The following is a 23,427-nucleotide window of genomic DNA, read 5'->3' on the forward strand; positions in this document are numbered from 1 at the left end:
TGGCCGTGGAACCCGCTGAGATCGTCCAGCACTCCGGTGGAGTGATCGGCGTCTCCTGGCTGACGATCGTCCTGCCCCTGGTGGGCGCCGCGATCCTGCTGCTGGGCGGCCGCCGAACCGACCGCTGGGGCCACTACCTCGGCGTCGCCATGTCGCTGGCGTCGTTCGTGGTCGCGGTGCTCGTCTTCTTCGAGATGCTCGGCCTCGGGGCCGGCCAGCGCCGGCGGCTGGTGGAGCTGTACGACTTCCTCCCGTCCGGCTCGCTCGACGTCAAGATGGGGCTGCTGCTCGATCCGCTGTCGATCTCGTTCGCGCTGCTGATCACCGGTGTCGGAACGCTGATCCACATCTACTCGATCGGCTACATGTCGCACGACCCCGACCGCCGGCGGTTCTTCGCCTACCTGAACCTGTTCATCGCGGCGATGCTCCTGCTGGTCCTGGCCGACAACTACCTCGGCCTGTACATCGGCTGGGAAGGCGTCGGTCTCGCGTCCTACCTGCTGATCGGCTTCTGGCAGCACAAGCCGTCCGCCGCCGCGGCGGCCAAGAAGGCCTTCGTCGTCAACCGCGTCGGCGACATGGGCCTCGCGCTCGGCATCTTCGTGATCTTCACGACGTTCGGCACCGTGGCGTTCGGCCCGGTGTTCTCCCACGCCTCGCAGGCGTCGCAGGGCACGCTGACGTTGATCGGCCTCGCGCTGCTCCTCGGCGCGTGCGGCAAGTCGGCCCAGCTCCCGCTGCAGTCCTGGCTCCTGGACGCGATGGAGGGCCCGACCCCGGTCTCGGCCCTCATCCACGCGGCGACCATGGTCACCGCCGGCGTCTACCTCGTGGTCCGCTCCGGCGCGATCTTCGAGGGGGCTCCGACCGCGCAACTCGTCGTGACGATCGTCGGCGTGGCCACGCTGCTCGCCGGTGCGATCATCGGTACCGCCAAGGACGACATCAAGAAGGGCCTCGCGGGCTCGACGATGTCGCAGATCGGCTACATGATGCTCGCCGCCGGCCTCGGCCCGGTCGGCTACGCCTTCGCCATCGCCCACCTGATCGCGCACGGCTTCTTCAAGGCCTCCATGTTCCTCGGCGCCGGCTCGGTCATGCACGCGATGAACGACGAGGTCGACATGCGCAAGTACGGAGGCCTGGCCTCCGTCATGAAGATCACGTGGATCACCTTCGGGCTCGGCTACCTCGCGATCATCGGCTTCCCGCTGCTGTCCGGTTACTGGACCAAGGACGGCATCATCGAGACCGCGATGGAGCACAACGCCATCCTCGGCTGGCTCGCCGTGATCGGCGCGGGCATCACCGGCTTCTACATGTCGCGGATGTTCTTCATGACCTTCCACGGCACGCGCCGGTGGGACAAGGACGCCCACCCGCACGAGTCGCCGAGCGTGATGACCTGGCCGCTGATCATCCTGTCGATCGGCTCGGTCTTCGGCGGCGCGTTCCTCGTCGTGGACAACCGCTTCATGAAGTACCTCGCGCCGGCGGTCGGCCTCCCCGAGGAACTGCCGAGCTTCCACCCCTTCAGCGTCCCGGGTCTTGCGACCCTGGCGCTGGTGGCGGTCGGCGTCGCCTATGCCTGGATGCGTTACGGCAGGTCCGAGGTCCCGGCGGTCGCGCCGCGCGGATCCTTCCTCACCGTGTTCGCCCGTCGTGACCTGTACGGCGACGCCCTGAACGAGGCGCTGTTCATGCGTCCCGGACAGTGGCTGACCCGGCTCGCGGTGTTCTTCGACAACCGCGGCGTCGACGGCCTGGTCAACGGGCTGGCGGCCACGATCGGCGGCACATCCGGCCGTCTGCGCCGCGTCCAGACCGGCTTCGTCCGGTCGTACGCCTTGTCGATATTCTTCGGTGCCGCCCTGCTGGTCGGCGCATGGTTCGTCGTAGGGAACCTGTGATGCCCTGGCTCTCAATCCTGATGGGCGTGCCCGTGGTGGGCGCGCTGGCGGTCTCGGCGGTGCCCAAGGGCAACGACAAGCTCGCCAAGCAGCTCACGCTCGCGGTCTCGCTCGTCGTGCTGGCGCTCACGCTGGTCATGGCGTTCCAGTTCGACCCGTCCGGGCCTCGTGACCAGTTCAGCGAGGTCTACGACTGGATCCCGGCGTTCGGCGTGCACTACGCGGTCGCCCTCGACGGCATCGCGCTGGTGCTGGTCGCACTGGCGGTGGTGCTGGTGCCGATCGTCGTGCTGGCCTCCTGGCACGACGCCGACCGGCCCGAGGCCAAGCGGTCGGTCAAGACGTACTTCGCGCTGATCCTGGTGCTCGAAGCGATGATGATCGGCGTCTTCGCGGCGACCGACATCTTCCTCTTCTACGTCTTCTTCGAAGCGATGCTGATCCCGATGTACTTCATGATCGGGTCGTACGGCGGAGCGCAGCGGTCCTACGCGGCCGTGAAGTTCCTGCTGTACTCGCTGTTCGGCGGCCTGCTGATGCTGGTGGCCGTGATCGCGCTCTACACCGTCGCCGGCAAGGGCACCTTCATGCAGCCCGAGCTGATCGGCGTGATCAAGGACCCGACCACGCAGAAGTGGCTGTTCCTCGGCTTCTTCATCGCGTTCGCGGTGAAGGCGCCGCTGTGGCCGTTCCACACCTGGCTGCCCGACGCCGCCGCCCAGGCGCCCGCCGGAGCGGCCGTGCTGCTCGTCGGCGTGCTGGACAAGGTCGGCACGTACGGCATGCTGCGCTTCTGCCTGGAGCTCTTCCCGGACGCCGCGAAGTTCTTCACACCGTTGGTGATCACGCTCAGCGTGATCGGCATCGTGTACGGCGCGATCGTGGCCATCGGGCAGACCGACATGAAGCGGCTCATCGCCTACACGTCGATCTCGCACTTCGGCTTCATCACCATGGGCGTGTTCGCCATGACCTCGGATGCCGGGGCCGGTGCCACGCTGTACATGGTCAACCACGGGTTCTCGACCGGCGCGCTGTTCCTGCTCGCCGGATTCCTGATCAACCGCCGCGGCTCGCAGTTCATCGCGGACTACGGAGGCGTGCAGAAGGTCGCCCCCGTGCTGGCCGGCACCTTCCTGGTCGCCGGGCTGTCGTCGCTGTCCCTGCCGGGTCTGTCGACGTTCGTGAGCGAGTTCCTCGTCCTGATCGGCACGTACGAGCGGTATATCGTCCCGACCGTCATCGCCCTCTCGGGCATGGTCCTCGCGGCCGTCTACATCCTGTGGATGTACCAGCGGATGATGAACGGCCCGACGGCGGAGAAGGTCAAGGGGATGCCCGACCTGAACCTGCGCGAGAAATTCGTGGTGGCCCCGCTCATCGCGCTGCTCATCGGCTTCGGGTTCTTCCCCAAGCCGCTGCTCGACGTGATCAACCCGGCGGTGGAGCAGACCCTCACCAGCGTGCAGGCGCCACCGTTCGTCCCCGCCGTACCCGCGACCGCTGAGAAGAAGGGGGCAGGCCAGTGAGCCTCCTCGCCGCCGCGCCTATTCCGGCTCCGACGATCGAATACGGCCAGCTCGCGCCGATGCTCCTCGTCTTCGGTGCGGCGATCGTCGGTGTTCTCGTCGAGGCGTTCACGCCGCGCTACCTGCGCAAGTCGATCCAGATGCCGGTCACGGTGCTGTCCATGGCCGGGGCGTTCGCGCTGACCGTCTGGGAAGGCTTCCAGGGGGTCCGCAACGCCGCGGCCATGGGCGCCGTCGCCGTCGACGGGCCGTCCCTGTTCATCTGGGGCGCCATCCTGCTGATGGCGATCATCAGCGTGCTGCTGATCAACGACGACGACCAGTTCGTCGCGCAGGCCGCGGCGGTGCCCGGCAGCGCCGAGGAGGACCAGGCGATCTCCGAGGGCGGTGCCCACACCGAGATCTACCCGCTGGTGCTGTTCGCCGTCGGCGGCATGATGCTCTTCCCCGCCTCGAACGACCTGCTCATCATGTTCGTGGCCCTCGAGGTCATGTCGCTGCCGCTGTACCTGCTGTGCGGGCTGGCCCGCCGACGCCGCCTGCTCTCGCAGGAGGCGGCGATGAAGTACTTCCTGCTCGGCGCCTTCTCCTCCGCGTTCTTCCTGTACGGCACGGCCCTTCTGTACGGCTTCGCCGGATCGGTCGACCTCGCGGCCATCGAGAAGGCCCTCGCCACCGTGGGCGGCCAGGACAGCCTGCTGTTCATGGGCGCCGGGATGCTGGGCGTCGGCCTGCTGTTCAAGATCGGCGCGGCTCCGTTCCAGGCCTGGAAGCCGGACGTGTACCAGGGCTCGCCGACCCCGATCACCGCGCTGATGGCCTCCGGCACGCTGATCGCCGCGTTCGGCGCGCTGCTGCGGGTCTTCTGGGTCGCGCTCGGCAACCTCGACACCGAGTGGATCCGGGTGCTGTGGGCCGTCGCCATCCTCACGATGGTCGTCGGCGCGATCCTCGCGATCACGCAGACCGACATCAAGCGCATGCTGGCCTACTCCTCGATCGCCCACACCGGCTTCCTGCTCACCGCCGTGGTCGCCACCGGCAAGGAGGCGCAGAACGCCGGTGCGCTCGCGGGCATCCTGTTCTACCTGGTGGCCTACGGTTTCGCCACGGTCGGCGCGTTCGCGGTCGTCACGATGATCCGGGACCCCGGTGGCGAGGCCGGGCACCTGTCCCGCTGGGCGGGCCTCGGTAAGCGGTCACCCGTCCTCGCGGGCATCTTCGCGCTGTTCCTGCTCGCCTTCGCGGGCATCCCGCTGACGTCCGGCTTCTTCGGCAAGTACGCCGTGTTCTCCGCGGCGGTCTCCGGGGGCGCCGTCGCGCTGGTCATCGTGGGTGTGGTCACCTCGGCGATGGCGGCGTTCTTCTATGTCCGCGTGATCGTCCTGATGTTCTTCAGCGACCCGGCGCCCGAAGGCCCGACCATCGCCGTCCCCAGCATGGGTACCGCGGCTGTGGTCACGCTTTCGGCGGCGGCTACGGTAGTGCTCGGGATCTTCCCACAGCCGGTGCTCGACCTCGCGCACACGGCTGCGCAGTCGCTGTTCGTCCGTTAGGAGTAATGGTTCATGGCCGCGCCGCCCGTAGTCGACCTGCCTTTCATCGACGAAGGGCTGGCAGCGGATATCGCCGGCGGCCTCGACGCCGTCGAGAAGCTGCTCCGCTCCTCAGCCGACAGCGAGGACGCCTTCGTCGCGGAGGCGTCCAAGCACCTCATCGAGGCGGGGGGCAAGCGCTTCCGCGCGATGATCGTGCTCCTGGCGTCGCACTTCGGTGACTTCAGCGCCCCCGGCATCGTGCCGGGGGCGGTCGTCATCGAGCTCACCCACCTCGCGACGCTGTACCACGACGACGTCATGGACGAGGCCCACGTGCGCCGGGGCTCGCCGTCCGCCAACGCCCGGTGGGACAACACGGTCGCCATCCTGACCGGCGACTACCTGTTCGCCCAGGCCTCCGAGATCCTCGCCGACCTCGGGCCCGAACTGGTGCGCATCCAGGCGCAGACGTTCTCCCGGCTCGTACGCGGCCAGATCCGCGAGACGATCGGCCCGCGGCCCGGAGTGGACGCCGTCACCCACTACATCGAGGTGCTGGCCGACAAGACCGGCTCGCTGATCGCCACCTCCGGCCGGTTCGGGGCCCTGCTCGCCGGCGCGCCCACCGAGATCGTCGCCCGTCTCACCAGCGCCTGTGAGGCGATCGGCGTGGCCTGGCAGCTCGGGGACGACCTGCTGGACGTCGCCTCGTCGGCGGGGGAGAGCGGCAAGACCCCCGGCACCGACCTGCGCGAGGGCATCCGCACCCTGCCCGTGCTCTACGTGCTGCAGTCCACGGCGCCGGAGGACGCCCGGCTGCGGGAACTGCTCTCGGGTCCCGTGGCGGCCGACGACGTCGAGGAGGCCGTGGAGTTGCTGCGGGGCAACTCGGCGATGGTCCGCGCCCGGGCGGAGCTGATGTCCTGGGTCGAGCGGGCGCGCACCGACCTCGCGGCGCTGCCCGACATCCCCGCCCGCGCGGCGCTGCTGGCCCTCTGCGACTACGTGGCCGACCGTTCGGGCTGACCTTGGACCAGACGGCGTCCGGCAGTGTCGATCAGACGGTTTCGAGCGCGGGTGCCGCGCCGGCCGCGCGCCGCACCGTGCGGGCGTTGCGGAGCCCGTCCCAGCTGAAGACGGCGAGGGCCAGCCAGATGATCGCGAAACCGGCCCAGCGGCTGGGCGGCATGGTCTCGTGAACCACGAGCACGCCACAGAGGAACTGCAGAATGGGTGCGATGTACTGCAGCAGTCCGATCACCGTGAGCGGGACGCGGATCGCGGCGGCGGTGAAGCACATGAGCGGGATCGCGGTCACCACGCCGGCCCCCGCGAGCAGCGTGGCATGGCCGAGGCCCGCGCTACCGAAGGTGGCCGTCCCCTGGGCCTGCAGGAACGCCAGGTACCCCAGCGCGGGAAGCAGCAGCACGAGGGTCTCCACCGTCAGGCTCTCGGCCGCGCCGACGTTGGCGGACTTCTTGATCAGGCCGTACGTGCCGAAGCTCACCGCGAGGACGAGCGCGATCCACGGCGGCCGGCCGTAGTCCGCGGTGAGGACGACGACCGCCAGGGCGCCGAGACCGACGGCCACCCACTGCCACCGGCGCAACCGCTCCCGGAAGATCATCACACCGAACAGCACGCTCACAAGGGGGTTGATGAAGTACCCAAGCGCGCTCTCGACCACATGACCCGTGTTCACGGCGTAGATGTAGACGCCCCAGTTCACCGAAACGACGACGGCGGCCAGGGTGAGCAGGAGAAGCTTCCTCGGCTGCCTGGCGAGCTCGCGGAACCAGGACCAGTGGCGCCGTACGGCGAGCACCGCGATGACCGCCACCAGCGACCAGACCATGCGATGGGCGAGGATCTCCACCGCTCCGGAGGGCCTGAGCAGCGGCCAGTAGAGGGGGAAGAGTCCCCACATGGCATAGGCGGCAATGCCATACAGGACACCACGGCGCGATTCCGACATGGAGCCCATTTTTGCGGCTTGACAGCTTTACCACAAATAAGCAACCCTAAGCGGACTGTTAAGTGATGCTTACTTAAGGAACAATGCGGTCGTGCCCGTGGTTGGGCTGTCTGCAAGACCGACTGACGGAGGTGCGCGATGGGCTGGCTCTTCGGCCACAACAAGACTTCGATGGTTACCCCGGCGGAGGCGCTCCCCGGACGTACGGCGACGATGCCGGTGCCCGAGCGGCACGCGGTGCTGGGCGCCCCCCTCGCCCCGCCGTACCCGCAGGGGACCGAGATCGCCGAGTTCGGCCTCGGCTGCTTCTGGGGCGCCGAGCGGAAGTTCTGGCAGACCCCGGGCGTGATCTCCACTTCGGTCGGATACCAGGGCGGTCACACCCCGAACCCGACGTACGAGGAAGTGTGCAGCGGCCTGACCGGCCACACCGAGGCGGTCCGTGTCGTCTACGACCCCAGCCGGGTGTCGTACGAGGAGCTCCTGAAGGTCTTCTGGGAGGAGCACGACCCCACCCAGGGCATGCGCCAAGGCAACGACGTCGGCACGCAGTACCGCTCGGCCATCTTCACCCACGGCCCCGCGCAGGAGAAGTCCGCTCGGGCGTCCCGCGACGCCTACCAGCAGGTCCTCACCGCCGCCGGCCACGACCCCATCACCACAGAAATCACCGCGGCCCCGACGTTCTACTTCGCCGAGGACTACCACCAGCAGTACCTGTACAAGAACCCCAACGGCTACTGCGGCATCGGCGGCACGGGCGTCGCGTGTCCGATCGGCCTGACCACCGGCGAGGCCTGACCGACCGAACTGCGGGCCGCACCCCATCCGGGTGCGGCCCGCAGCCATGCGTACGGCTCCGCTCGGAAATGGCCCTCGCTCCGCTGGGACTGTCCCATTGGCGCTCCGCCCCGCACCCCGCCGAGACCGGATGGGGACAGCGCAGAGGGAACGGTCTGCCTACACTTGATGTATGAGCGTGATGCGTGAGGAGCTTCATCATCTGGTGGACCAGTTGCCTGAGGAGAAGGTAGCTCCCCTCCTTCGTCTCGACCGAGGTCAGCTCGAAGAGCGGCCTGTCGATCGTGACCTGCCGTTCATCGGATTGCTGGAGGCAGAGCCGGATTTCGCGGAACGCTCTGAGGAGATCCTGCGGGCGGAGGACAATCACTCTTTGTGATCGTCATTGACTCAGGCCCGCTGGTCGCCGCGGTGAACAGCCGAGACAAGCACCATGAGACCTGTGCTCGCCTCCTCCGGACTCATCCGGGACCTCTGCTCGTTCCTGTGACTGTGGTAACCAGGTGTGCCAGCTTGTCGAAAAGCGGCAGGGAAGCAAAGCCGAGGCGGCGTTCCTGCAGTCCTTCGAGTCAGGCCTGACCTTGATCGATCTGACCGATGAGGATCTCGTGCGTATGAGCACCCTGGTCGAGGCTTACGCAAGTCTTCCTCTCGGTGCCGTGGACGCCTCCGTGATCGCTGTCGCCGAACGATTGGGCATCGCTGAGGTAGCCACCCTCGATCGTCGCCACTTCACTGTCGTCCGCCCACGACACACCGGCGCCCTCACCTTGCTGCCCGAACGGCTCTAGCACACGTCCTCGAACACTCTCGACCTCGAATGATCGCCAGTGCCGTTCTATTGCGCTGGTGAGAGGACTACCACCAGCAGTACCTCTACAAGAACCCGAACGGCTACTGCGGCATCGGCGGCACCAACGTCAAGCTAGGTGACCCGTCCGAGTGGCTCGGCAATCGACACCTCCGGTCCGGCGCTTGCCGTTCTGTATAGTTCTCTATATATTTTCTGCATGACTGTTCTCCATGATGCGACCGAGCTCACGGTCACCGAGGCCGCCCAGCGCGGGGTGGCTCGTCTGGTGTCTGACGCGGAGCAGGGGACGGATCTGGTGGTGACCCGTCGGCATCAGCCGGTCGCAGCCGTCGTGAGCATGCGGCGTCTCAACGAGTTGGAGGAGGCCGCGGCCGATCTGCGTGACCTTGCGCTCGTTCTTGTACGGGCGGCGACCGACAGTGGGCGGCGGACGTCGATCGACGACGTCCTTTCCGCTTTCGGGCATACCCGTGAGTCGCTGGCCGCGCTCCCGGATGACGACGAGTAGCGGTGTCCGAGGTCGTATTCACCGACCCGGCCGTTGATGATCTTCGCAGGATCGGTCCGGATGCCGTACCCAAGGTTCTGAAAAAGATCCTCCTGCTGCTGGAGAACCCCGAGGCCGGCTACCCGCTCGGCGGGGAGCTGACCGGATTCCGCAAGCTTGTCGTCGGCCGGAACACCTGGCGGGTCGTCTACCGGATCACTGACGACAAGGCGGTTGAGATCTGCGAGATCTGGGCTGTCGGAGAAAGGGCCGACGCTGAGGTCTATGCCGAAGCCAAGGCGCGAGTCCGAGAGGCCGGCGGCTCGCGCCCCGATGTCGTCCGCCTTGGCGAGGTCATCGACCGGCTGGGAACCCTGACCGATCACATCCATGTCGAAAAGACATCTGTGCGAGAGCCGGTTCCTGACTGGCTCGCCGATCGGTTGATCTACACGGCAGGCATAGCCCGTGAGGAAGTGGCGGCACTCGATCTGGAGAAAGCCGTCGATCTATGGACGGAGTTCCGCTCGGGGCAGCGTTAGCCCGTCGTGGTCCCTCACGGGCTGGAATGCGTACGCCGGGAGCCATTCGATGCTGGGCCACTGCGGCATCGGTGGCACCAACGTCAAGCTAGGTGACCCATCGGCCTGGTGCCCCGCGGGCTGACGCGTCTAAGGAGTAGTCAGCGGATCGAGAGACCTCCCTCAGTGGAATGGTTCAGTTGAGTTCCAAGGCTCGCAAAAGATCAGCGGCGAGGAGGGATGTCGCCAAGGCAACCGTTTCGGGTTCGCCGATTCCCTCTTCTGTGCGTCCGGCCATCCTCGCGCCGAGCGCATCTGGACCGATCGCGAACAGTGTGCGCAGAAATTCGATGGCCTCATTCGTGACTTCAGTGCTGATGGGCTCGCGACGAAGGACGCTGAAAGTGGCGGCTAGTTCGGCGGTGTCGGCGTAGATCAAAATGCGGTACGCATCGTGCGCGTCCTTGTCGTTCAGCCGGTGAAGAGCAGAAACTCGTTCGCCGATCTTGTGGAGCTTGGCCACCAGCAGGGCGGCAGGTCCGGCAACTCTAACTCGGTATGTACGGGCGTCGTCCTGGTCAAGGGCGGCGACGTCCATGAACGTGTTGTCGATGACGGCGGCTTCGAGACCCCGGGCACGACGGGTAGCACGGCGATCATGCGGCGGGATACGGGCTCCTCGTGTGTTCTTGGAACCTGGTCCTGCGAGAGCTTCGGGGACCATAAGGTCCACGGGGATGCCTTCGGCATTCAGCCATGCGCCAGGCTGTCCATCGATAGGGTCACGGTAGAACCCCGCGCGCATCATGGACTCCTCGAGAAGTGGTTCGTCTTCCAGCACTCTTGGGTCGAGTGCAAGATCACTATCCTTCGTCGTTTCAGCCAGCGCGACAGGGCTTCCTGCAGTGCGAAGGTAGATCGCTTGTGCGCCGATCACGATCACAGCGTCGCGATGAGCATCCAGCGCAGCCATAGCATCAAGGAGCGCAGATCGAGAACGGACGAGGATGTCGTTACTATCCACGCCAGGAGGATTCATTCAGTGTCATCCATTCGATGAGTTCTTCGGCTTCGGAAGGGCTGCGTCCAGGACCCGTCATCAAGTCGACCGCGACCTGGGATGGTGCGGCGATTGTGAGGCCAGAAGCGTCGGCCAGGGTGCGAGTGAAGACGACGTCGGTCTCAGGCTCGGCCAACATCACATTGGCTCCAGCATCAGCAGGGCGAAGATCCCAGAGTTGCGCAGCATGCCCGGCATCCGCCGTGTAGATCATTGCGGAGCGAGTCGGCGCATAGGGTGCCCAGTTGGCAGCGGCCAAGGTCCCGGTCACGGCGTACTCAACACGACTGCCTGACGCCTGCTGTACAAGGCTCGAGAGACCTCGTGGCGCTATCCAGCGTGTGACGTGACTGTTCCGCACAAACCCGTAGTCCTCGCTCCAGCGCCTCAGCAGCGCAACCCAGTCGGGCACGATAACTGCGCCTGAACTGCTCCGCGTCGCTAGATTCTCGGTCTCCAAGAACTCGATCACTCGATAAACCGACCCAGTGGAAACACCGGCGACATCGACCAGTTCGCGGATCGCCCACGATTTGCCGTAGTCCAACAGCGTTCGCACGACCTTAGCCGCGGGAGCGCCCTTCAATGTTCCGCGTGGTCTTCCGGGACCGCGCCACGGGTCGCGGTCAGCCCCCCGGTCCCCTATGTATAGACCGGGCCGCGGCACGCTCAGGTGTATGTTTCCTGTCGCGTCTACGTAGGACAGGCCAGCATCAGAGAGTCGCTTACGCACGGGCGGCGAGAGGTATCTGGAGACCACAACCCCGCGGCTGCCAGGAATCTCTGCCGCGTAAGCGTCTAGCTGATGAAGCAGCGTGGCGGTGTCGCGTCTTTCGACCACGTGCTTGGATTCGACTATCAGCACGGCCGAGGTTCCGTCCGGTGCAGTCACCCTCCAGAGCGCGTCGAAGCCGGCATCGTGAACTCTGTGGCTGAGAGATTGGATGTTCCACCCAGTGGGCAACCGGTCGTCGAGCACAGCCATCCCGGCCGCCAGAACTTCAGTCTCGGTCCGAGGCTGTGGCCTCGCCTCCATCAGGTCTCCAGTCCCTCTAGGTGTTCGGCAAACACCTTACCTCCGTCGCGCGTGGAGAGCCGGTATTTCCCGAACGCTACGCCGGTCGTGTTGACGCTCCGCCATGGGGGCGGTGCCTCCGGGACCCTTGGTCGCCAGTTGCTGCCTGAAGCGAAGTGCTACCACCAGCAGTACTTGCACGAAGTCCCGAACGGCTACTGCGGCATCGGCGGCACCGGCGTCGCCTGCCCCGTCGGCCTCACCACCGGCGAAGCCTGACCCACCGGAACACGGGCCGTACCCGCATCGGAGTGTGCTCCGTTGTCATGTGCTCCGCCGGGAAATGGCCCTCGCTACTCCCGGAAGGGTCACCGCCGCCCGGGGAGCGGGAGCCAGGGGCGCCCGCCAGGACGGCGCCGATCATCCATCCGGCTCAGTTCACTGATCGCCGGGCGGAACGGATTCCGCCCGGCGATCAGCTCGTTCACGTGATGCTCATCGGACGGTGACCCGGTCGCCGGCCGGTGCGCTGACTGGCGAGTTCTTCACCAGATAGGTGGCCAAGGCCCCTCTGTCGTCCGGGCCACCGCGATAGACGCCGGTGGCTCCGGGCCATCGGGGGAAACCTTCGTGGCCGCCCACCAGGATGTAGTTGGCCGCGACTCTGATGACCTGGTCGTTGGTCACCGGAACGCCGTTCAACGTCATCTCGGTGACAACGCCGCCCTCCAGCGTGTAGCGGAGCGATGACGACGGCGTGAGCACCCAGCCCTGCGCATTCGGGTGGGCGAGGACGGACTTCAGCGCGGCGCCGGTGATCGCCCACACGTCCACCGCCAACCCGGCCGGAAGCGTCGCGAACACCTCCTCGTAGGTGACCGGGCCCGCGTCGAGGTCCAGGTGGAATCCGTACCTGCTGACCAGGGCGGCCTCCGCGCCCGACCGGGCCTGAACCGCGTCGAGGTTGGCATCGGCGACCAGTTCGGCCAACGGGCCGCCGCTGGGCGTCCGAACGATGGGCTCGGAGGTCTCGCCGAAGGTGTCGTCTGCGTCGGCCATGCCGCACTCGAAGTAGTAGAGCGTATTGGACATGAGACCGTCGGGCTGCCTGAGCTCGATCTGGACCGACGTCTGGCCTGATGTCGGTGTCTCGAAGTCCCATTCCCAGTCGAGCGTCGCCAGCAGGGCGGTGAAGCTGCCGTTGTGCTTGGTGGGGGATTTGAGGTTCTTCCATTGCTCGGTGCCGACGATGCGATATTGGATGAGTTGCAGGCCCGGAGGGAGCCCTTCGAAGGTCCCGTAGACCTTGAAGGTCACCGGGCACTTCGTCGCAGTGGTCCGCTCGAATGAAAGGGTGATTTTCTGCACCGGATTTTCGGCCGATGCGAGTGGGGCGGAGGCCGTAGTGGAAAAGGATCGCCGGGGTGCGGCTTGCGCGGCGGGAACGAAAGCACCGCACGCCAGGACCGCGACGCCCGCCAGCCCTCCGATCCGACGCCCCACCCTACTGGGTAATCCCACAGTCTTCCCATCTGTCGATGACGACAAGGACGAGCAGAGACTAGCGACGCCGACCGACAATTCCGCGCGCCGAATGGGTGGAACGTTCACGAGAGAAACCGGCCATGGCTACCGACGCTCCGACCAAATCCATCGCACCGTTCCTGTACGTCCCAGGACAAGCAGAAGCGGCGGGCTGAGGTCGAGTGGGGCGTATATCCGGTGATGGCTGGGAGCGGTCAGGTGGCGTGGGTGTGCCGGGGTACTACCGGCACCAGGGTTTCACCCCCACGGAGAGGTTCGACGTCGGCGGCTGGATCGGTCAGGTCTTCGAACAGCGCCTGACCGATCCCTCCCCCGGCGACACTCCCTGAGCGTCAGCTCCGCGGGATGTCGGTCGTGACCGCCAGCGCGCGCGCCGCGTCGATGTCCGACTTGAGGGTCTCGATCCGGGCGTCGGCGAAGCCGAGCGAGTCCGAGCCGAGGATCTGGTGCAGCGGTGCGGTTCCGGTGGTCGCCACGGTGATGATCGCGGTCGCGGCCTTGGCGGGATCGCCGAGCTGGGTGCCGGGCATCACCTTGTGCGCCTCGGTCATCTCGCGGATGCCGGGGTAGGCGTCGACCGTGGTGCTCGGCAGGCCGAGCGACTGCGGCGTGAGGAAATCCGTACGCATGTAGCCGGGCTCGATCAGGTTGACCTTGACGCCGAAGTCGGCGACCTCGGCGGCGAGGGATTCGGTCAGGCCCTCGAGCGCGTACTTGCCCGCGCAGTACAGGCCCCAGCCGGGGAAGGACGTCAGACCCAGGATGGACGAGATGTTGATGACGTGGCCGCCGCGGTTCTCGCGGAAGCCGGGCAGCACGGCGCGCAGCACGTTCCACACGCCGAAGATCTGCACATCGAACATCGCGCGCGCCTCGGCGTCGGTGACTTCCTCGACCGCGGCGAGGAAGCCGTAGCCCGCGTTGTTGACGACGACATCGAGGCCGCCGAAGCGGTCCTCCGTCGCGGCGACGGCCGCCCGCACCCGCGCCTCGTCGGCGAGGTTCAGCTCGAGCGGCAGCAGCCGGCTCGTGTCCGTCCCGTCGAGTGCGGTGGTGAGGCGGTCGACCGAGCGCGTCGTCGCGGCGACGTTGTCGCCGCGCCGCAGCAGCCGGGTGACCAGTTCGAGGCCGAGTCCTCGCGACGCGCCCGTGACGAACCACGTCGCAGGGCCGCTGGTGGGGTAGGCCATGTCTCCTCCTGCTTTCCTTAGACCTGCCGCCGGTTCAGGCCGGCAGATCCATGCTCGGGTCCGGCAGGCCCCCTCCCAGGGCTCATATCTGGCCCGGGCGTTCCTGGTCAGCGGGAACCTAGGACTCGGCGACCCAGGCGCCCGGCACCAGCGTTTGGGAACATGAGCAGATGACCGACCCACACCGGGAACTCGCGGACTTCCTGCGCCGCGCCCGAGCCGCGCGCGACCCGGAACGCGCCGGCCTGCCCGCCGACGGCCGCGTCCGCCGGGTGACGGGCCTCCGCCGCGAAGAAATCGCGCTGTTGGCGGGCGTCTCCACCGACTACTACACCCGGCTGGAGCAGGGCCGTCGCATCATCCCCTCCGCCCAGGTGCTCGACGCGATCGCCCGGGCACTGGACCTCGACGAGGCCGGCCGCACCCACCTGCGCGACCTCGCGGCCGCCGCCGGTGCGCCCCGCCCGCGGGCGCGTACGACCGTGCAGCGCGTCCGTCCCGGCCTCTACCAGCTTCTCGACACGCTCGAGACGCAGCCCGCGCTCGTCCTCGGACGTCGCACCGATGTCCTCGCGGCCAACCGCATGGCGCGGGCACTGTTCACCGATTTCGAGCGTCTGCCCGCCCGCGAACGCAACTACGCCCGCTGGATGCTCCTCTCCGAGGAGGCGCGGGCGCTGTTCCTCGACTGGGAGCAGCAGGCGCGCAACGCCGTGGAGAGCCTCCGCCTCGACGCCGGGCGGACACCGGATGACCCCGAGACCCACAAGCTCGTCGGAGAGCTCTCCCTCGCGAGCCCCGAGTTCCGGCAGTGGTGGTCCGAGCATCACGTCCACCAGCGGACCTTCGGCGCCAAGCGGCTCGACCATCCGATCGTCGGGGAGCTCACCGTCGACTACGAGACGCTCACCTTTCCCGGTGACGGTGAGCAGGCTCTGTACATCTACACGACGGCGCCCGGCTCACCGTCGCGCGAGGCCATGCACCTTCTCGCCACCTGGACCCAGCCGACCGCGAATCTCCCGGCCTAGCGCGGCTCGTGCGGGTGATCGGGTGCCCCGCTCGGTGATGAGGTGGATCTTCGACCCACTCTTGCCGCGATCGACAGGATTCGGACCTGTCAGGTCCCCCCTTTTGCTGCTCGGACGCTCACGGAGTCGATCGCGCACCGCGACCAGTCCAACTCTCCTCGCGAGCCGAGCTCGTCCAGCAGGATCCGGTACAGCTTGGCCCAGACTCGGGCGGCGCTCACTTGGCGAACCGGCGGTGCACCGTCTGCCAGGACGCTCCAAGGACTCTCGTACGGCCTTGGGGCTGTCCGGGGGTCTCGTTCGTTGCCACCCCGATTGGCGATCGTGGATGTGGCCCCGCTGAGGACTTTCCCTGGAGCTGTGGCTGAGCTGGCAGTGTCAGGGCCACTGGCCAGGAGATTGTTCATATAGCGGGAGGTGGGTACGAACATGCACGTTTGACCGACCTGGTCCCGGTCAGCAGCCAGATCGATCTGCCATCCGAGAGGAACCTCGATGACGACCGCTAATCAGGCCGGCCAGCGGCTGGAGGGTGCGGCCCGGCGAATGGCCGACCACCCCGTCCTGGGGAAGCTCGCCAAAATCGGATTCGCCGCCCGCGGCGTCCTGTACGCGATCATCGGGCTGGTCGCGCTCCAGATCGCCTTCGGCAGAAAGGGGGAAGCCGATAAGAGCAGCGCAATCCACATCGTGCGCGACGCGCCTCTGGGTGACATCGTGCTGTGGGTCATGGCCGTCGGCCTGGCCGCGCTGACGATCTGGCACATCTCCGAGGCCATCTGGGGCCGGCCCGAGGTCCATTACCGCGTCGAGTCCGTCGCCAAGGCCGCCGTCTACACCGCCCTTGTGTACTCGATGGTGGCCCTGCTCACCCAGAACAAGGCCGCCTCCTCGACCGACAGCCAATCGCAGGATGCCGCCGAGGCGCTGTTCGACCTGCCCGGTGGCCAGTTCCTGGTCGCCCTGATAGCGCTCGTCTTGATCGGCTTCGGCGTGTCCTGGATTCACGAGGGGTGGACCGGGAAGTTCATGCGGGACATGCATGTGGCCGAGCCGCGCGCCCACGGTCTCGTGGTTCGCATCGGCAAGGTCGGCTATGTCGCCCGCGGCGTCATCGCTCTCGCCGCTGGCGCGTTGATCGGCCAGGCGGCCCTCACCTACGACCCCGACAAGGCGGTCGGCATCGACGGCGCGCTCAAGTCGCTCGCCGACACCCCGATCGGTCCATGGCTGCTCGTCGTGACCGCGATCGGCTTGATGCTGTTCGCCGTTTACTGCTTCGCGGAGGCTCGCTGGCACCGGGTGTAAGCCGAATCGCGCCCCACGCTCAGTCCGGCTCCATGCTCACCGGGACACCGCCGCGACCATGGCTCCTTCGCTCTTGGGCCAGCGGGCGCGAGAGTGGAACTGCCGCGGCGAACCGGATCGGAGAGCAGGTGGCAGATCTCCGTCACCGGCGCTGGTGCCAGATCTCCGTCACCGCGAGCGACGGCACTACCAGCCTGCTCCAGTTTTGTGCGAGGAACCGTATTGATCCTTGTCGGCCCTGTTGAACGCTGCGACAAGGGGGCCTGTATCGCAGAGGATCACGCGGTGATCGCCCCACCCGGCTCTTCCTGGTGAGGAGAGGTGGGATAGCGGTCACGATGGACAGCAAGGTCTGCCGGCCCTTGTAGCGGCGCGCCGACCAGCGCGGCGAGGTGCCGGGGAAGCCGCAGCTCGTCGAGGGGCTCCTCGTTGTCGGCCAAGGCCTCGTTGTCGAAGTCCATGGCCCCGAGCGTAGACGCCGGCCTGTTTGGGACAGCGAAATCTCTTGGCTGCTGCTGTGGGCGGGAATGCCCATGGGGCGTTGACTTTGTCGCAAGGCATGACCCATCATGTTGCTACAAAGCTTGCGACAAAGGAGGCGCTATGGCCCGCGGACCATTACCAGACGCCGGCCCGCCGGCGCGTGCGGCCGATCTGCGGCTGGCGGGCGAGTGGCTGGCCCGGCACGACCTGGCCGGCGCGCGCCCGACCCAACTGCTGGCCAGCCGGTTGGCGGTCCGGCAACGCGCCCGCATCGCCACTGCGGTCATCTCGGCCGTGCTGATCCTCGCGAGCGCGCTCGCCGCCACTTTCGCCTTCGGCGGCTCCCAGCCGTATCGCCCGCTGCCGCTGCTGACCCTGACCGCGATGGTGGCCGGGCTGCTGCTGGCGCAGTCGCTGCTGGACCGGTGGGTGCGACGCGTCGACCAGTGGGTGGGCGCGACGCTGTCCCGCAGGGCCGCCCACCTGATACAGCCCGGCTGGCGGACCGTGCTCGGCCGGCCGTACGCCGTCTTCGCGGTCGCCACGTTCGCCGGCGCGATGGTGCTGACCGGGAGCGCCCTGGCCGTTCCCGACCCCACCGTCCGGCAGCTGGCCGTCGTCCTGCTGATCGGCCTGCTCGGGGTGACGGCCATTCTCGCCGTGCAGCTGCGCCACCTGCTCAGGCGCCCGGTCGTGGCGGAGGACGAGGAGTCGCTGACCGCCGACGTCATCATGCGCGTCGAGGACGCCCGCGAGCTCACCACCCCGAACGTGCAGTGGTCGCTGCCCATGGTGCTGCTGTTCGGCACCGCGCCCGGCTGGTGGAGCGCCGCTGCGGTCGTCTATCTGCTCCTGAGCCTGGTCGCGTTGGTCGTGCTCCATGCCAGGACGCCGTCGAGCGCGACGGTGGCCCGGCGGGCCATGAGCGTCCGATGATCGTCATCGACGTGGCCTCGCCGGTGCCGCCGTTCGAGCAGCTGCGGGCCCAGCTCGCCCGGCAGATCCAGGACCGCACGCTGGCCGTGGGCGCCCGGCTGCCGACCATCCGCCGCTTCGCGGCCGACCTCGGCCTGGCCGTCAACACGGTCGGCCGGGCCTACCGGGAGCTGGAGGAGGCGGGGTTGATCGAGACGCGCGGGCGGGCGGGCTCGTTCGTGTCGGCCGCCGGCGAGCAGGGCCTGGAGCGGGCCCGCCGGGCCGCCGCCGACTACGCGGCCGTGGTCGCCAGCGTCGGCATCGACACGGCCGAGGCGATCCGCATCGTGCAGGCGGCTCTGACGTCCCGCGGGGCAGCACCGGCCTCGTCATGACCGCGACCCGGCCGCGGGGGTCACGTCGCCGGGCGCGCGACGCCGGCGTAGCGGCCGATCAGGCGGCGTCCGAGCCGCTGCATCGGCTGCTCCAGAAATCCCGCACCAACTCCGCCGTGATCTCGATCTCGGTGTGGGTCATGCGGAGCAACAGTAGCCGGATGACGGCCGCCCATTCCGGTTGCCGGAAAGGGAACCGGCGCGTGAAAGGCGCGGGCGTCTGGACCGATCGATCCACCCGGGTGGCGGCTCGCCGTAGCTATAAGAGTTCAGGGCCGGAACGGTGGATGGCGGCAACTCCGCCCGCGTCGGCCCGCTGACGCCGCTGACCGTTCCACTGTCAATCAAGCCCCCTGACCTGCTGAGGTCGGTCAAATCACGGGTGACGGTGGCGACCAGCGGGCGTCATCTCCACCGGCCGCCAGGCGAGCGGGAATTCCATGGGATCGTCGTTTCCCGGCCGACTCTCATTAAGGCGGGGCTCCCATCAATGCGGGGCTCCGGATCGTTGGACGAAGGGCGTCATGGGCGGCGTCCGCCTGCTCGACTCCCACCGTGAACTACGGCCCCCGTTTCTGTGTGATTAAACGAAGGGTCTCGCGTACCCGGCAGTGCCGATTCATAGTCGTCGAGAAAGCATCTGTTCCTTTCGGAAAGGGGTATCGATGCGATTAAGTATGCGATCGTGTCTGACAGTGTTCGTCGCCGCGGCGACGGTGGCCACCGTGGCGGCAGGCGCGGCCACGCCGGCCGGGGCCCGGATCGGCACGCCGGAGTCGGAGGTGGCCGAAGCAGGGAGAGCGGCTCCGGTCTGGGGCGAGTGCCCGCCGGTGGAATCCGGTATCCCGCGCGATCCACGCCAGCAGTGCGGGACTTTACGGGTGCCGCTGGACTACCGCGCCCCGCGCGGGCGGAGCATCGAGATCGCGATCTCCCGGATCGGCACGGCGCGACCCGGGTCGCGTCGCGGGATCCTGCTGTCCAACCCGGGCGGCCCGGGCGACAGCGGCCTGGACCTGCCCAGCCGGCTGGCGGTCGTACTGCCACGCCAGGTCCTGGATCGCTACGACCTGATCGGCTTCGATCCGCGCGGGATCGGCCACAGCACCCCTATCACCTGTGGCCTCGATCTCATGAGGCAGTTCACGCTGCTGCTGCCCTACCCGGCGCCCGATGGCGGCATCGAGCGCAACATCGCCTTCGCACGAGACACCGCGGCCGCATGCGCCGAACATTCCGGCGATCTGCTTCCGTTCATCACCACGGCCAACACGGCACGGGACATGGACCGCATCCGAGCCGCGCTCGGTGAGCCGAAACTGTCCTACTTCGGCCTCTCCTACGGCACCTACCTGGGAGCCGTCTACATCTCTCTGTTCCCGGGGCGCAGCGACCGGATCGTGCTGGACAGCGCCGTCGATCCGGGCCTGGTGTGGCGGGACTTCCTGCGCACCTGGAACCAGGCGGTCGCGGTGCGCCTGCCCGACTTCCTCGGCTTCGCGGCCGAGCGGGACGCCGTCTACCACCTCGGCACGACGCCGGACGAGGTCAGGCGCACGTACGACCGGCTGACCGCGGCCCTCGACCGGCAGCCCGTGCCGAACCCCGGCGGCCCTGTGCTCGACGGCAACGCCCTGCGCGAGATCACCCGATCGTTGCTCTACTTCGACGGCTTCTTTCCGCTCCTGGCCGAGTTCTGGCAGGAGCTCGCGGCCGCCGTCTCAGGATCTCCCATGGACACCGCCACGGACGCCGACATCCTGGCGCGACTGGACCGGCTGGGCTTGGTCGATGGCGCCGGGGCGGTGCGGATACCAGCGGACAATCGCATCGCCGCGCTCTACGCGGTGTTCTGCGATGACGTCGCCTGGCCACGCAGCGTGGCGGCGTACGCCCGGCAGGTCGCGGCCGACCGGCGGGCGTGGCCGTTGACGGCCGGCATGCCGTCGAACGTCTTTCCGTGCGCGGCGTGGCCGACCCGGCCCGTGGAGCCGCCGGTCACCGTCACCGGTCACGGACCGCGCAACGTGCTGATCCTGCAGAACACCCGTGACCCGTCCACGTCTCTGGTGAGCGCACGCGGCCTGCGTGCCGCGCTCGGCCGGCGGGCCGCCATGATCACGGTCGACCAGGGCGGCCACGGCGTCACCGGGCTGGGCAGCTGCGCCGACGAGGTGATGCACTCCTTCCTGGCCACCGGTGCGCTGCCCGGGCGAGACCGCTTCTGCCCCGCCCCGTCACCGGCCGACGCCCTCGCCCGCGCCACGCCCTCGCCGTACATACCTTCTGTGGGGCCGCTGTAGGGCCGTTGCCCGTCCGCCGAGTGCAGTGCTGCCCAATGGCCCTCGCTCCGCTCGGACGGCTTCATCGGGGCTCCCGCCCCAAACCCCAAGGCAAGGGCTTCGTCTCGGACGCTCTGCGACGTCCAGCCGGTTCAGGCCAGGACGGTGACCGGGTCGCCGAGTCGTAGTTCGCCTCGGCCTCGGGGGACCAGGCGGATGCCGAACCAGGTCTTGCCGTCCCAGCGGCGGTGGCGGGCGAGGGTGCGCAGGGGTTCCTTGCCCTTCTGGAAGGTGACCGGATCGTAGGTGGTGACGGCACAGCGGTCGCAGCGTTCCGAGACGCGGAAGGCGAGCGGGCCGATGCGGATCTCGCGCCAGTCGTCCTCGGCGTACGGAGGTGCGCCGTCGATCACGAGGTTGGGGCGGAATCTGGCCATGTCCAGGGGGGCGGGCGGGTCGTCCTGGCGTTCCATGGCGCCTTCGAGGATCCAGTCGTCCAGGCGGCGCAGTGAGGAGCGGGAGGTGAGCAGGATGGGGGCGTCCCCGGCGAGGCTGACGACCTCGCCGGGCAGGCCGCCGTGAGAGGGCGGGACGGCGCGGCGGTTGGGGTCGTCGAGCCAGACCAGGCGGGCGGGTTTGCCGAGCAGGCGGGTGAACCAGCTGTGGGCTTCGGGGTGCGCGAGTATCGCGGAGTCCAGTTCCGGGAAATCGACAGGAACGTTTTCTCCGGTGGCCGGGGGGACCTTCAGCTGGGGCAGTCCCGGCGCGTCGAGCAGCAGTCCGTCCTCGTCCGTGACACTGGCGACGACGGACAGCAGCCGGGGATTCTCCCCGAGCCAGTGACCTTCTCCCCGCTCGTCCACGACGGCCCAGCGGCGGTCCCCCACCGGCCCCCAAGGCTCCACGACCGTCGAATCCACCACCAACCCTGAAACCGACTTAACCGGATATTTCCGGATCTCAGCTAGCTCCACGCCGACACCCTACGCTCCACGTCCGAGAGAGCGCTTTCACACCTGGGTAGACCCCTGCCCGGTTGCCGTTCGACTTTCGGATGGACCGTACGGCGTGCGCGGCCGGTAGCGGGTGAGCGCGATCAGGGGGTGGCGTTGCCGGTGTCCCAGGCCCAGGCGGCGATGCCGACGCGGTTCCGGGCCCCGAGCTTGCGCTGGATGCCGGCGATGTGGTTCTTGACCGTACCGGGCGAGATGAACAGGGCGGTGGCGATCTCGGCGTTGGTGTGCCCCTGGGCGACCAGGCGGGTGATCTGAAGTTCGCGATCGGTGAGTCGCGTGGAGCCGACGCGGCCGGACGTGGGCGGCGGTGGCGCGGTGAGATCGCGCAGGAGCCGTACGGTGATCTGCGGGCTGATAAGGGTGTCACCCGACATGGCGGCGCGGACGGCTTCGGCGAGGAGGGTGGGGCTGGAGCGTTTCAGCAGGAAGCCGCAGGCGCCGTTGCGCAGTGCGGTGTAGACGTAGTCGTCGAGGTCGAAGGTGGTGACGACCACGACACGGATCGGGTCGGCCACCTGTGGCCCGGCGAGCAGGCGGGTCACCTCGAGCCCGTCGATGCGGGGCATTCGGATGTCGGCGAGCACCACGTCCGGGCGCAGATGGCGGGCCTGTTCGACGGCGGTCGCCCCGCAGGCGGCCTCGGCGACGACGGTCATGTCCGGCTGGGCGTCAAGGATGATCCGGAATGCGCTGCGGATGTTCTCCTGATCGTCGGCGACCAGGACGCGGGTCGGCCTGCCGGTCATGCTGTCACCGGCCGGATGCCCTCGCCGTGGGACGAGGCGGCCAGCGGCATAGTGGCGGCGACCCGCCATCCGTGCGGAGCATACGGGCCGGCGGCCAGCTTGCCGCCGAGCGCTTCGACGCGTTCGGTCAGGCCGGCCAGGCCGAAACCGCCGCCGCGGCCCGCAGTGCCGAGCACGTGCCCGGCGGGCGCGAGTCCGGTTCGAGCGTCGTCCGTCACGGTGACCTCCAGGGCGTGCCCGGTGAGATCACCCACGGTACGGGTGCGGCGGACGGTCACCTCCACCCGGTTCGCCGTCACCGCGTGGCGGCGCACGTTGGTCAGTGCCTCCACGACGATCCGGTACGCCGTGGCGGCCACCTCCCGAGGCACGACGCCATTCGGGTCTTTGAGCCGCGCGTCGATGTCAAGGTGGACCACTGCGGTGCCGGAGAAGGAGAACCGATCGGCCAGCTCGCGAAGGTCCGCCAGTGCCGGGAGCGGCGTTCGGCCCGCCGCCTCCCCGGCCGCGAGATCGTCCGCGTCGTGCAGCATCCGCACGGTCCGGTCCATCGATGCCAGCGCCTGGAGCGCGGCCTGCTCGATGCGCTGGAACGCGGCCGCCGCCTGCTGCGGGTCCTGTTCGGCGAGGATTCGGCCGACCTGGGCTTGGGCGAGCATCCCGCTGACGTCGTGGGCGACGAAGTCGTGCAGGTCGCGGGCGAGCTGCGTGCGTTGCGCCTGGCGCGCCGCGCGTACCGAGCGGGCGCGATGGTCGTCCAGCGAGCGCAGGTAGAGCCCGACCGTGGCCGCGAGTGCCGCCGACATCCCCCAGACGGCGAATCCGGCCAGCGCCGCGAGGGTCGTACGAGGTCACCAGGATCG

Annotated in this window: 24 protein-coding genes and 1 pseudogene; 15 read left to right on the forward strand and 10 right to left on the reverse strand. The window is 68.1% G+C overall.

Translation table 11 applies throughout. From position 1 onward, the window contains the following. Nucleotides 1-5 precede the first annotated feature (5 nt). The 4 genes from nuoL to ABD810_RS04820 are packed head-to-tail and all read left to right on the forward strand — an operon-like array spanning nucleotide 6 to nucleotide 6,006. Entirely contained in the window at nucleotides 6-1,913 is a 1,908-nt protein-coding gene (gene nuoL / locus ABD810_RS04805) for an NADH-quinone oxidoreductase subunit L (protein WP_425566850.1), read from the forward strand. Next, on the forward strand, nucleotides 1,913-3,442 hold the full coding sequence (locus ABD810_RS04810) for an NADH-quinone oxidoreductase subunit M (protein WP_344934667.1): 1,530 nt from the start codon (nucleotides 1,913-1,915) through the stop codon (nucleotides 3,440-3,442). The genes nuoL and ABD810_RS04810 overlap by 1 nt, the downstream gene beginning before the upstream one ends. Beyond that, nucleotides 3,439-4,998, forward strand: coding sequence for an NADH-quinone oxidoreductase subunit NuoN (gene nuoN, locus ABD810_RS04815; protein WP_344934670.1), 1,560 nt, complete (start codon nucleotides 3,439-3,441; stop codon nucleotides 4,996-4,998). The genes ABD810_RS04810 and nuoN overlap by 4 nt, the downstream gene beginning before the upstream one ends. 12 nt (nucleotides 4,999-5,010) lie before the next feature. Further along, the gene (locus ABD810_RS04820; RefSeq protein ID WP_344934673.1) at nucleotides 5,011-6,006 is read left to right on the forward strand and encodes a polyprenyl synthetase family protein; all 996 of its coding nucleotides are present in this window, start codon (nucleotides 5,011-5,013) and stop codon (nucleotides 6,004-6,006) included. Between the two features lie 31 nt (nucleotides 6,007-6,037). Here the strand turns inward: ABD810_RS04820 and rarD are convergent, their stop codons facing one another. After that, entirely contained in the window at nucleotides 6,038-6,955 is a 918-nt protein-coding gene (gene rarD / locus ABD810_RS04825; RefSeq protein ID WP_344934676.1) for an EamA family transporter RarD, read from the reverse strand. Between the two features lie 138 nt (nucleotides 6,956-7,093). On the opposite strand from rarD, the gene msrA reads away from it, so the two are divergent. The 5 genes from msrA to ABD810_RS04850 all read left to right on the forward strand — a co-directional run bounded on the left by msrA (nucleotide 7,094) and on the right by ABD810_RS04850 (nucleotide 9,599). Beyond that, entirely contained in the window at nucleotides 7,094-7,756 is a 663-nt protein-coding gene (msrA, locus tag ABD810_RS04830) for a peptide-methionine (S)-S-oxide reductase MsrA (RefSeq protein ID WP_344934679.1), read from the forward strand. 181 nt (nucleotides 7,757-7,937) lie between these two features. After that, nucleotides 7,938-8,135, forward strand: coding sequence for a hypothetical protein (locus ABD810_RS04835; protein WP_344934681.1), 198 nt, complete (start codon nucleotides 7,938-7,940; stop codon nucleotides 8,133-8,135). Nucleotides 8,136-8,259: 124 nt separating this feature from the next. After that, nucleotides 8,260-8,547, forward strand: coding sequence for a type II toxin-antitoxin system VapC family toxin (locus tag ABD810_RS04840; RefSeq protein WP_344934683.1), 288 nt, complete (start codon nucleotides 8,260-8,262; stop codon nucleotides 8,545-8,547). Nucleotides 8,548-8,685: 138 nt separating this feature from the next. Beyond that, on the forward strand, nucleotides 8,686-9,078 hold the full coding sequence (locus ABD810_RS04845) for a type II toxin-antitoxin system Phd/YefM family antitoxin (protein ID WP_344934685.1): 393 nt from the start codon (nucleotides 8,686-8,688) through the stop codon (nucleotides 9,076-9,078). 2 nt (nucleotides 9,079-9,080) lie between these two features. After that, nucleotides 9,081-9,599, forward strand: a complete 519-nt coding sequence (locus ABD810_RS04850) for a type II toxin-antitoxin system RelE family toxin (protein ID WP_344934687.1) — start codon at nucleotides 9,081-9,083, stop codon at nucleotides 9,597-9,599. Nucleotides 9,600-9,774: 175 nt separating this feature from the next. Here ABD810_RS04850 and ABD810_RS04855 read toward each other — a convergent pair whose 3' ends face one another. The 3 genes from ABD810_RS04855 to ABD810_RS04870 all read right to left on the reverse strand — a co-directional run bounded on the left by ABD810_RS04855 (nucleotide 9,775) and on the right by ABD810_RS04870 (nucleotide 12,970). Further along, on the reverse strand, nucleotides 9,775-10,602 hold the full coding sequence (locus ABD810_RS04855; protein ID WP_344934689.1) for a hypothetical protein: 828 nt from the start codon (nucleotides 10,600-10,602) through the stop codon (nucleotides 9,775-9,777). Further along, nucleotides 10,595-11,674 carry a hypothetical protein gene (locus tag ABD810_RS04860; protein ID WP_344934691.1) on the reverse strand — a complete coding sequence of 360 codons (1,080 nt, stop codon included), beginning with the start codon at nucleotides 11,672-11,674 and terminating at the stop codon, nucleotides 10,595-10,597. The genes ABD810_RS04855 and ABD810_RS04860 overlap by 8 nt, the downstream gene beginning before the upstream one ends. A 474-nt stretch (nucleotides 11,675-12,148) precedes the next feature. Next, complete coding sequence (locus tag ABD810_RS04870; protein ID WP_344934693.1) at nucleotides 12,149-12,970, reverse strand: 5'-nucleotidase C-terminal domain-containing protein; 822 nt, start codon at nucleotides 12,968-12,970, stop codon at nucleotides 12,149-12,151. Between the two features lie 431 nt (nucleotides 12,971-13,401). Between ABD810_RS04870 and ABD810_RS04875 the strand changes: the two genes are divergently transcribed. Beyond that, nucleotides 13,402-13,527, forward strand: a complete 126-nt coding sequence (locus ABD810_RS04875; RefSeq protein ID WP_344934695.1) for a hypothetical protein — start codon at nucleotides 13,402-13,404, stop codon at nucleotides 13,525-13,527. A 3-nt stretch (nucleotides 13,528-13,530) separates the two neighbouring features. Here the strand turns inward: ABD810_RS04875 and ABD810_RS04880 are convergent, their stop codons facing one another. Beyond that, on the reverse strand, nucleotides 13,531-14,388 hold the full coding sequence (locus ABD810_RS04880; protein ID WP_344934698.1) for an SDR family NAD(P)-dependent oxidoreductase: 858 nt from the start codon (nucleotides 14,386-14,388) through the stop codon (nucleotides 13,531-13,533). Nucleotides 14,389-14,558: 170 nt separating this feature from the next. On the opposite strand from ABD810_RS04880, the gene ABD810_RS04885 reads away from it, so the two are divergent. After that, nucleotides 14,559-15,419 carry a helix-turn-helix domain-containing protein gene (locus tag ABD810_RS04885; RefSeq protein ID WP_344934701.1) on the forward strand — a complete coding sequence of 287 codons (861 nt, stop codon included), beginning with the start codon at nucleotides 14,559-14,561 and terminating at the stop codon, nucleotides 15,417-15,419. A 30-nt stretch (nucleotides 15,420-15,449) separates the two neighbouring features. Here the strand turns inward: ABD810_RS04885 and ABD810_RS04890 are convergent. After that, nucleotides 15,450-15,598 (reverse strand): annotated as a pseudogene (locus tag ABD810_RS04890) (IS5/IS1182 family transposase); the annotation flags it as partial. Nucleotides 15,599-15,914: 316 nt separating this feature from the next. On the opposite strand from ABD810_RS04890, the gene ABD810_RS04895 reads away from it, so the two are divergent. Next, nucleotides 15,915-16,727 (forward strand): DUF1206 domain-containing protein, encoded by an 813-nt coding sequence (locus tag ABD810_RS04895; RefSeq protein WP_344934703.1) that lies wholly within the window; start codon nucleotides 15,915-15,917, stop codon nucleotides 16,725-16,727. Between the two features lie 278 nt (nucleotides 16,728-17,005). Here ABD810_RS04895 and ABD810_RS04900 read toward each other — a convergent pair whose 3' ends face one another. Further along, nucleotides 17,006-17,188 carry a hypothetical protein gene (locus ABD810_RS04900; protein ID WP_344934705.1) on the reverse strand — a complete coding sequence of 61 codons (183 nt, stop codon included), beginning with the start codon at nucleotides 17,186-17,188 and terminating at the stop codon, nucleotides 17,006-17,008. Nucleotides 17,189-17,330: 142 nt separating this feature from the next. Between ABD810_RS04900 and ABD810_RS04905 the strand changes: the two genes are divergently transcribed. From ABD810_RS04905 to ABD810_RS04915, 3 genes are all read left to right on the forward strand, one after another. Then, nucleotides 17,331-18,146 carry a hypothetical protein gene (locus ABD810_RS04905; protein WP_344934708.1) on the forward strand — a complete coding sequence of 272 codons (816 nt, stop codon included), beginning with the start codon at nucleotides 17,331-17,333 and terminating at the stop codon, nucleotides 18,144-18,146. Then, entirely contained in the window at nucleotides 18,143-18,520 is a 378-nt protein-coding gene (locus ABD810_RS04910; protein ID WP_344934710.1) for a GntR family transcriptional regulator, read from the forward strand. The genes ABD810_RS04905 and ABD810_RS04910 overlap by 4 nt, the downstream gene beginning before the upstream one ends. A 677-nt stretch (nucleotides 18,521-19,197) precedes the next feature. Continuing rightward, nucleotides 19,198-20,823, forward strand: a complete 1,626-nt coding sequence (locus ABD810_RS04915) for an alpha/beta hydrolase (protein WP_344934713.1) — start codon at nucleotides 19,198-19,200, stop codon at nucleotides 20,821-20,823. Between the two features lie 131 nt (nucleotides 20,824-20,954). Here ABD810_RS04915 and ABD810_RS04920 read toward each other — a convergent pair whose 3' ends face one another. The 3 genes from ABD810_RS04920 to ABD810_RS04930 form a co-directional block, all read right to left on the reverse strand. Continuing rightward, nucleotides 20,955-21,776 carry an MOSC domain-containing protein gene (locus tag ABD810_RS04920; protein WP_344934716.1) on the reverse strand — a complete coding sequence of 274 codons (822 nt, stop codon included), beginning with the start codon at nucleotides 21,774-21,776 and terminating at the stop codon, nucleotides 20,955-20,957. Between the two features lie 122 nt (nucleotides 21,777-21,898). After that, on the reverse strand, nucleotides 21,899-22,564 hold the full coding sequence (locus ABD810_RS04925; protein ID WP_344934718.1) for a response regulator: 666 nt from the start codon (nucleotides 22,562-22,564) through the stop codon (nucleotides 21,899-21,901). Then, on the reverse strand, nucleotides 22,561-23,370 hold the full coding sequence (locus ABD810_RS04930; protein ID WP_344934721.1) for a sensor histidine kinase: 810 nt from the start codon (nucleotides 23,368-23,370) through the stop codon (nucleotides 22,561-22,563). The genes ABD810_RS04925 and ABD810_RS04930 overlap by 4 nt, the downstream gene beginning before the upstream one ends. Nucleotides 23,371-23,427: the final 57 nt, after the last annotated feature.

Origin of the sequence: Sphaerisporangium flaviroseum (assembly GCF_039537005.1) — a bacterium.
Lineage (GTDB): Bacteria > Actinomycetota > Actinomycetes > Streptosporangiales > Streptosporangiaceae > Sphaerisporangium > Sphaerisporangium flaviroseum.

Bases quoted from the DNA above. Each gene is read 5' to 3' on its own strand.
- ABD810_RS04810 (WP_344934667.1), top strand. From the start codon at position 1,913: ATGCCCTGGCTCTCAATCCTGATGGGCGTGCCCGTGGTGGGCGCGCTG.
- ABD810_RS04820 (WP_344934673.1), top strand. From the start codon at position 5,011: ATGGCCGCGCCGCCCGTAGTCGACCTGCCTTTCATCGACGAAGGGCTG.
- rarD (WP_344934676.1), bottom strand. From the start codon at position 6,955: ATGTCGGAATCGCGCCGTGGTGTCCTGTATGGCATTGCCGCCTATGCC.
- msrA (WP_344934679.1), top strand. From the start codon at position 7,094: ATGGGCTGGCTCTTCGGCCACAACAAGACTTCGATGGTTACCCCGGCG.
- ABD810_RS04835 (WP_344934681.1), top strand. From the start codon at position 7,938: ATGCGTGAGGAGCTTCATCATCTGGTGGACCAGTTGCCTGAGGAGAAG.
- ABD810_RS04860 (WP_344934691.1), bottom strand. From the start codon at position 11,674: ATGGAGGCGAGGCCACAGCCTCGGACCGAGACTGAAGTTCTGGCGGCC.
- ABD810_RS04880 (WP_344934698.1), bottom strand. From the start codon at position 14,388: ATGGCCTACCCCACCAGCGGCCCTGCGACGTGGTTCGTCACGGGCGCG.
- ABD810_RS04885 (WP_344934701.1), top strand. From the start codon at position 14,559: ATGACCGACCCACACCGGGAACTCGCGGACTTCCTGCGCCGCGCCCGA.
- ABD810_RS04895 (WP_344934703.1), top strand. From the start codon at position 15,915: ATGACGACCGCTAATCAGGCCGGCCAGCGGCTGGAGGGTGCGGCCCGG.
- ABD810_RS04900 (WP_344934705.1), bottom strand. From the start codon at position 17,188: ATGGACTTCGACAACGAGGCCTTGGCCGACAACGAGGAGCCCCTCGAC.
- ABD810_RS04905 (WP_344934708.1), top strand. From the start codon at position 17,331: ATGGCCCGCGGACCATTACCAGACGCCGGCCCGCCGGCGCGTGCGGCC.
- ABD810_RS04910 (WP_344934710.1), top strand. From the start codon at position 18,143: ATGATCGTCATCGACGTGGCCTCGCCGGTGCCGCCGTTCGAGCAGCTG.
- ABD810_RS04915 (WP_344934713.1), top strand. From the start codon at position 19,198: ATGCGATCGTGTCTGACAGTGTTCGTCGCCGCGGCGACGGTGGCCACC.
- ABD810_RS04925 (WP_344934718.1), bottom strand. From the start codon at position 22,564: ATGACCGGCAGGCCGACCCGCGTCCTGGTCGCCGACGATCAGGAGAAC.
- ABD810_RS04930 (WP_344934721.1), bottom strand. From the start codon at position 23,370: ATGTCGGCGGCACTCGCGGCCACGGTCGGGCTCTACCTGCGCTCGCTG.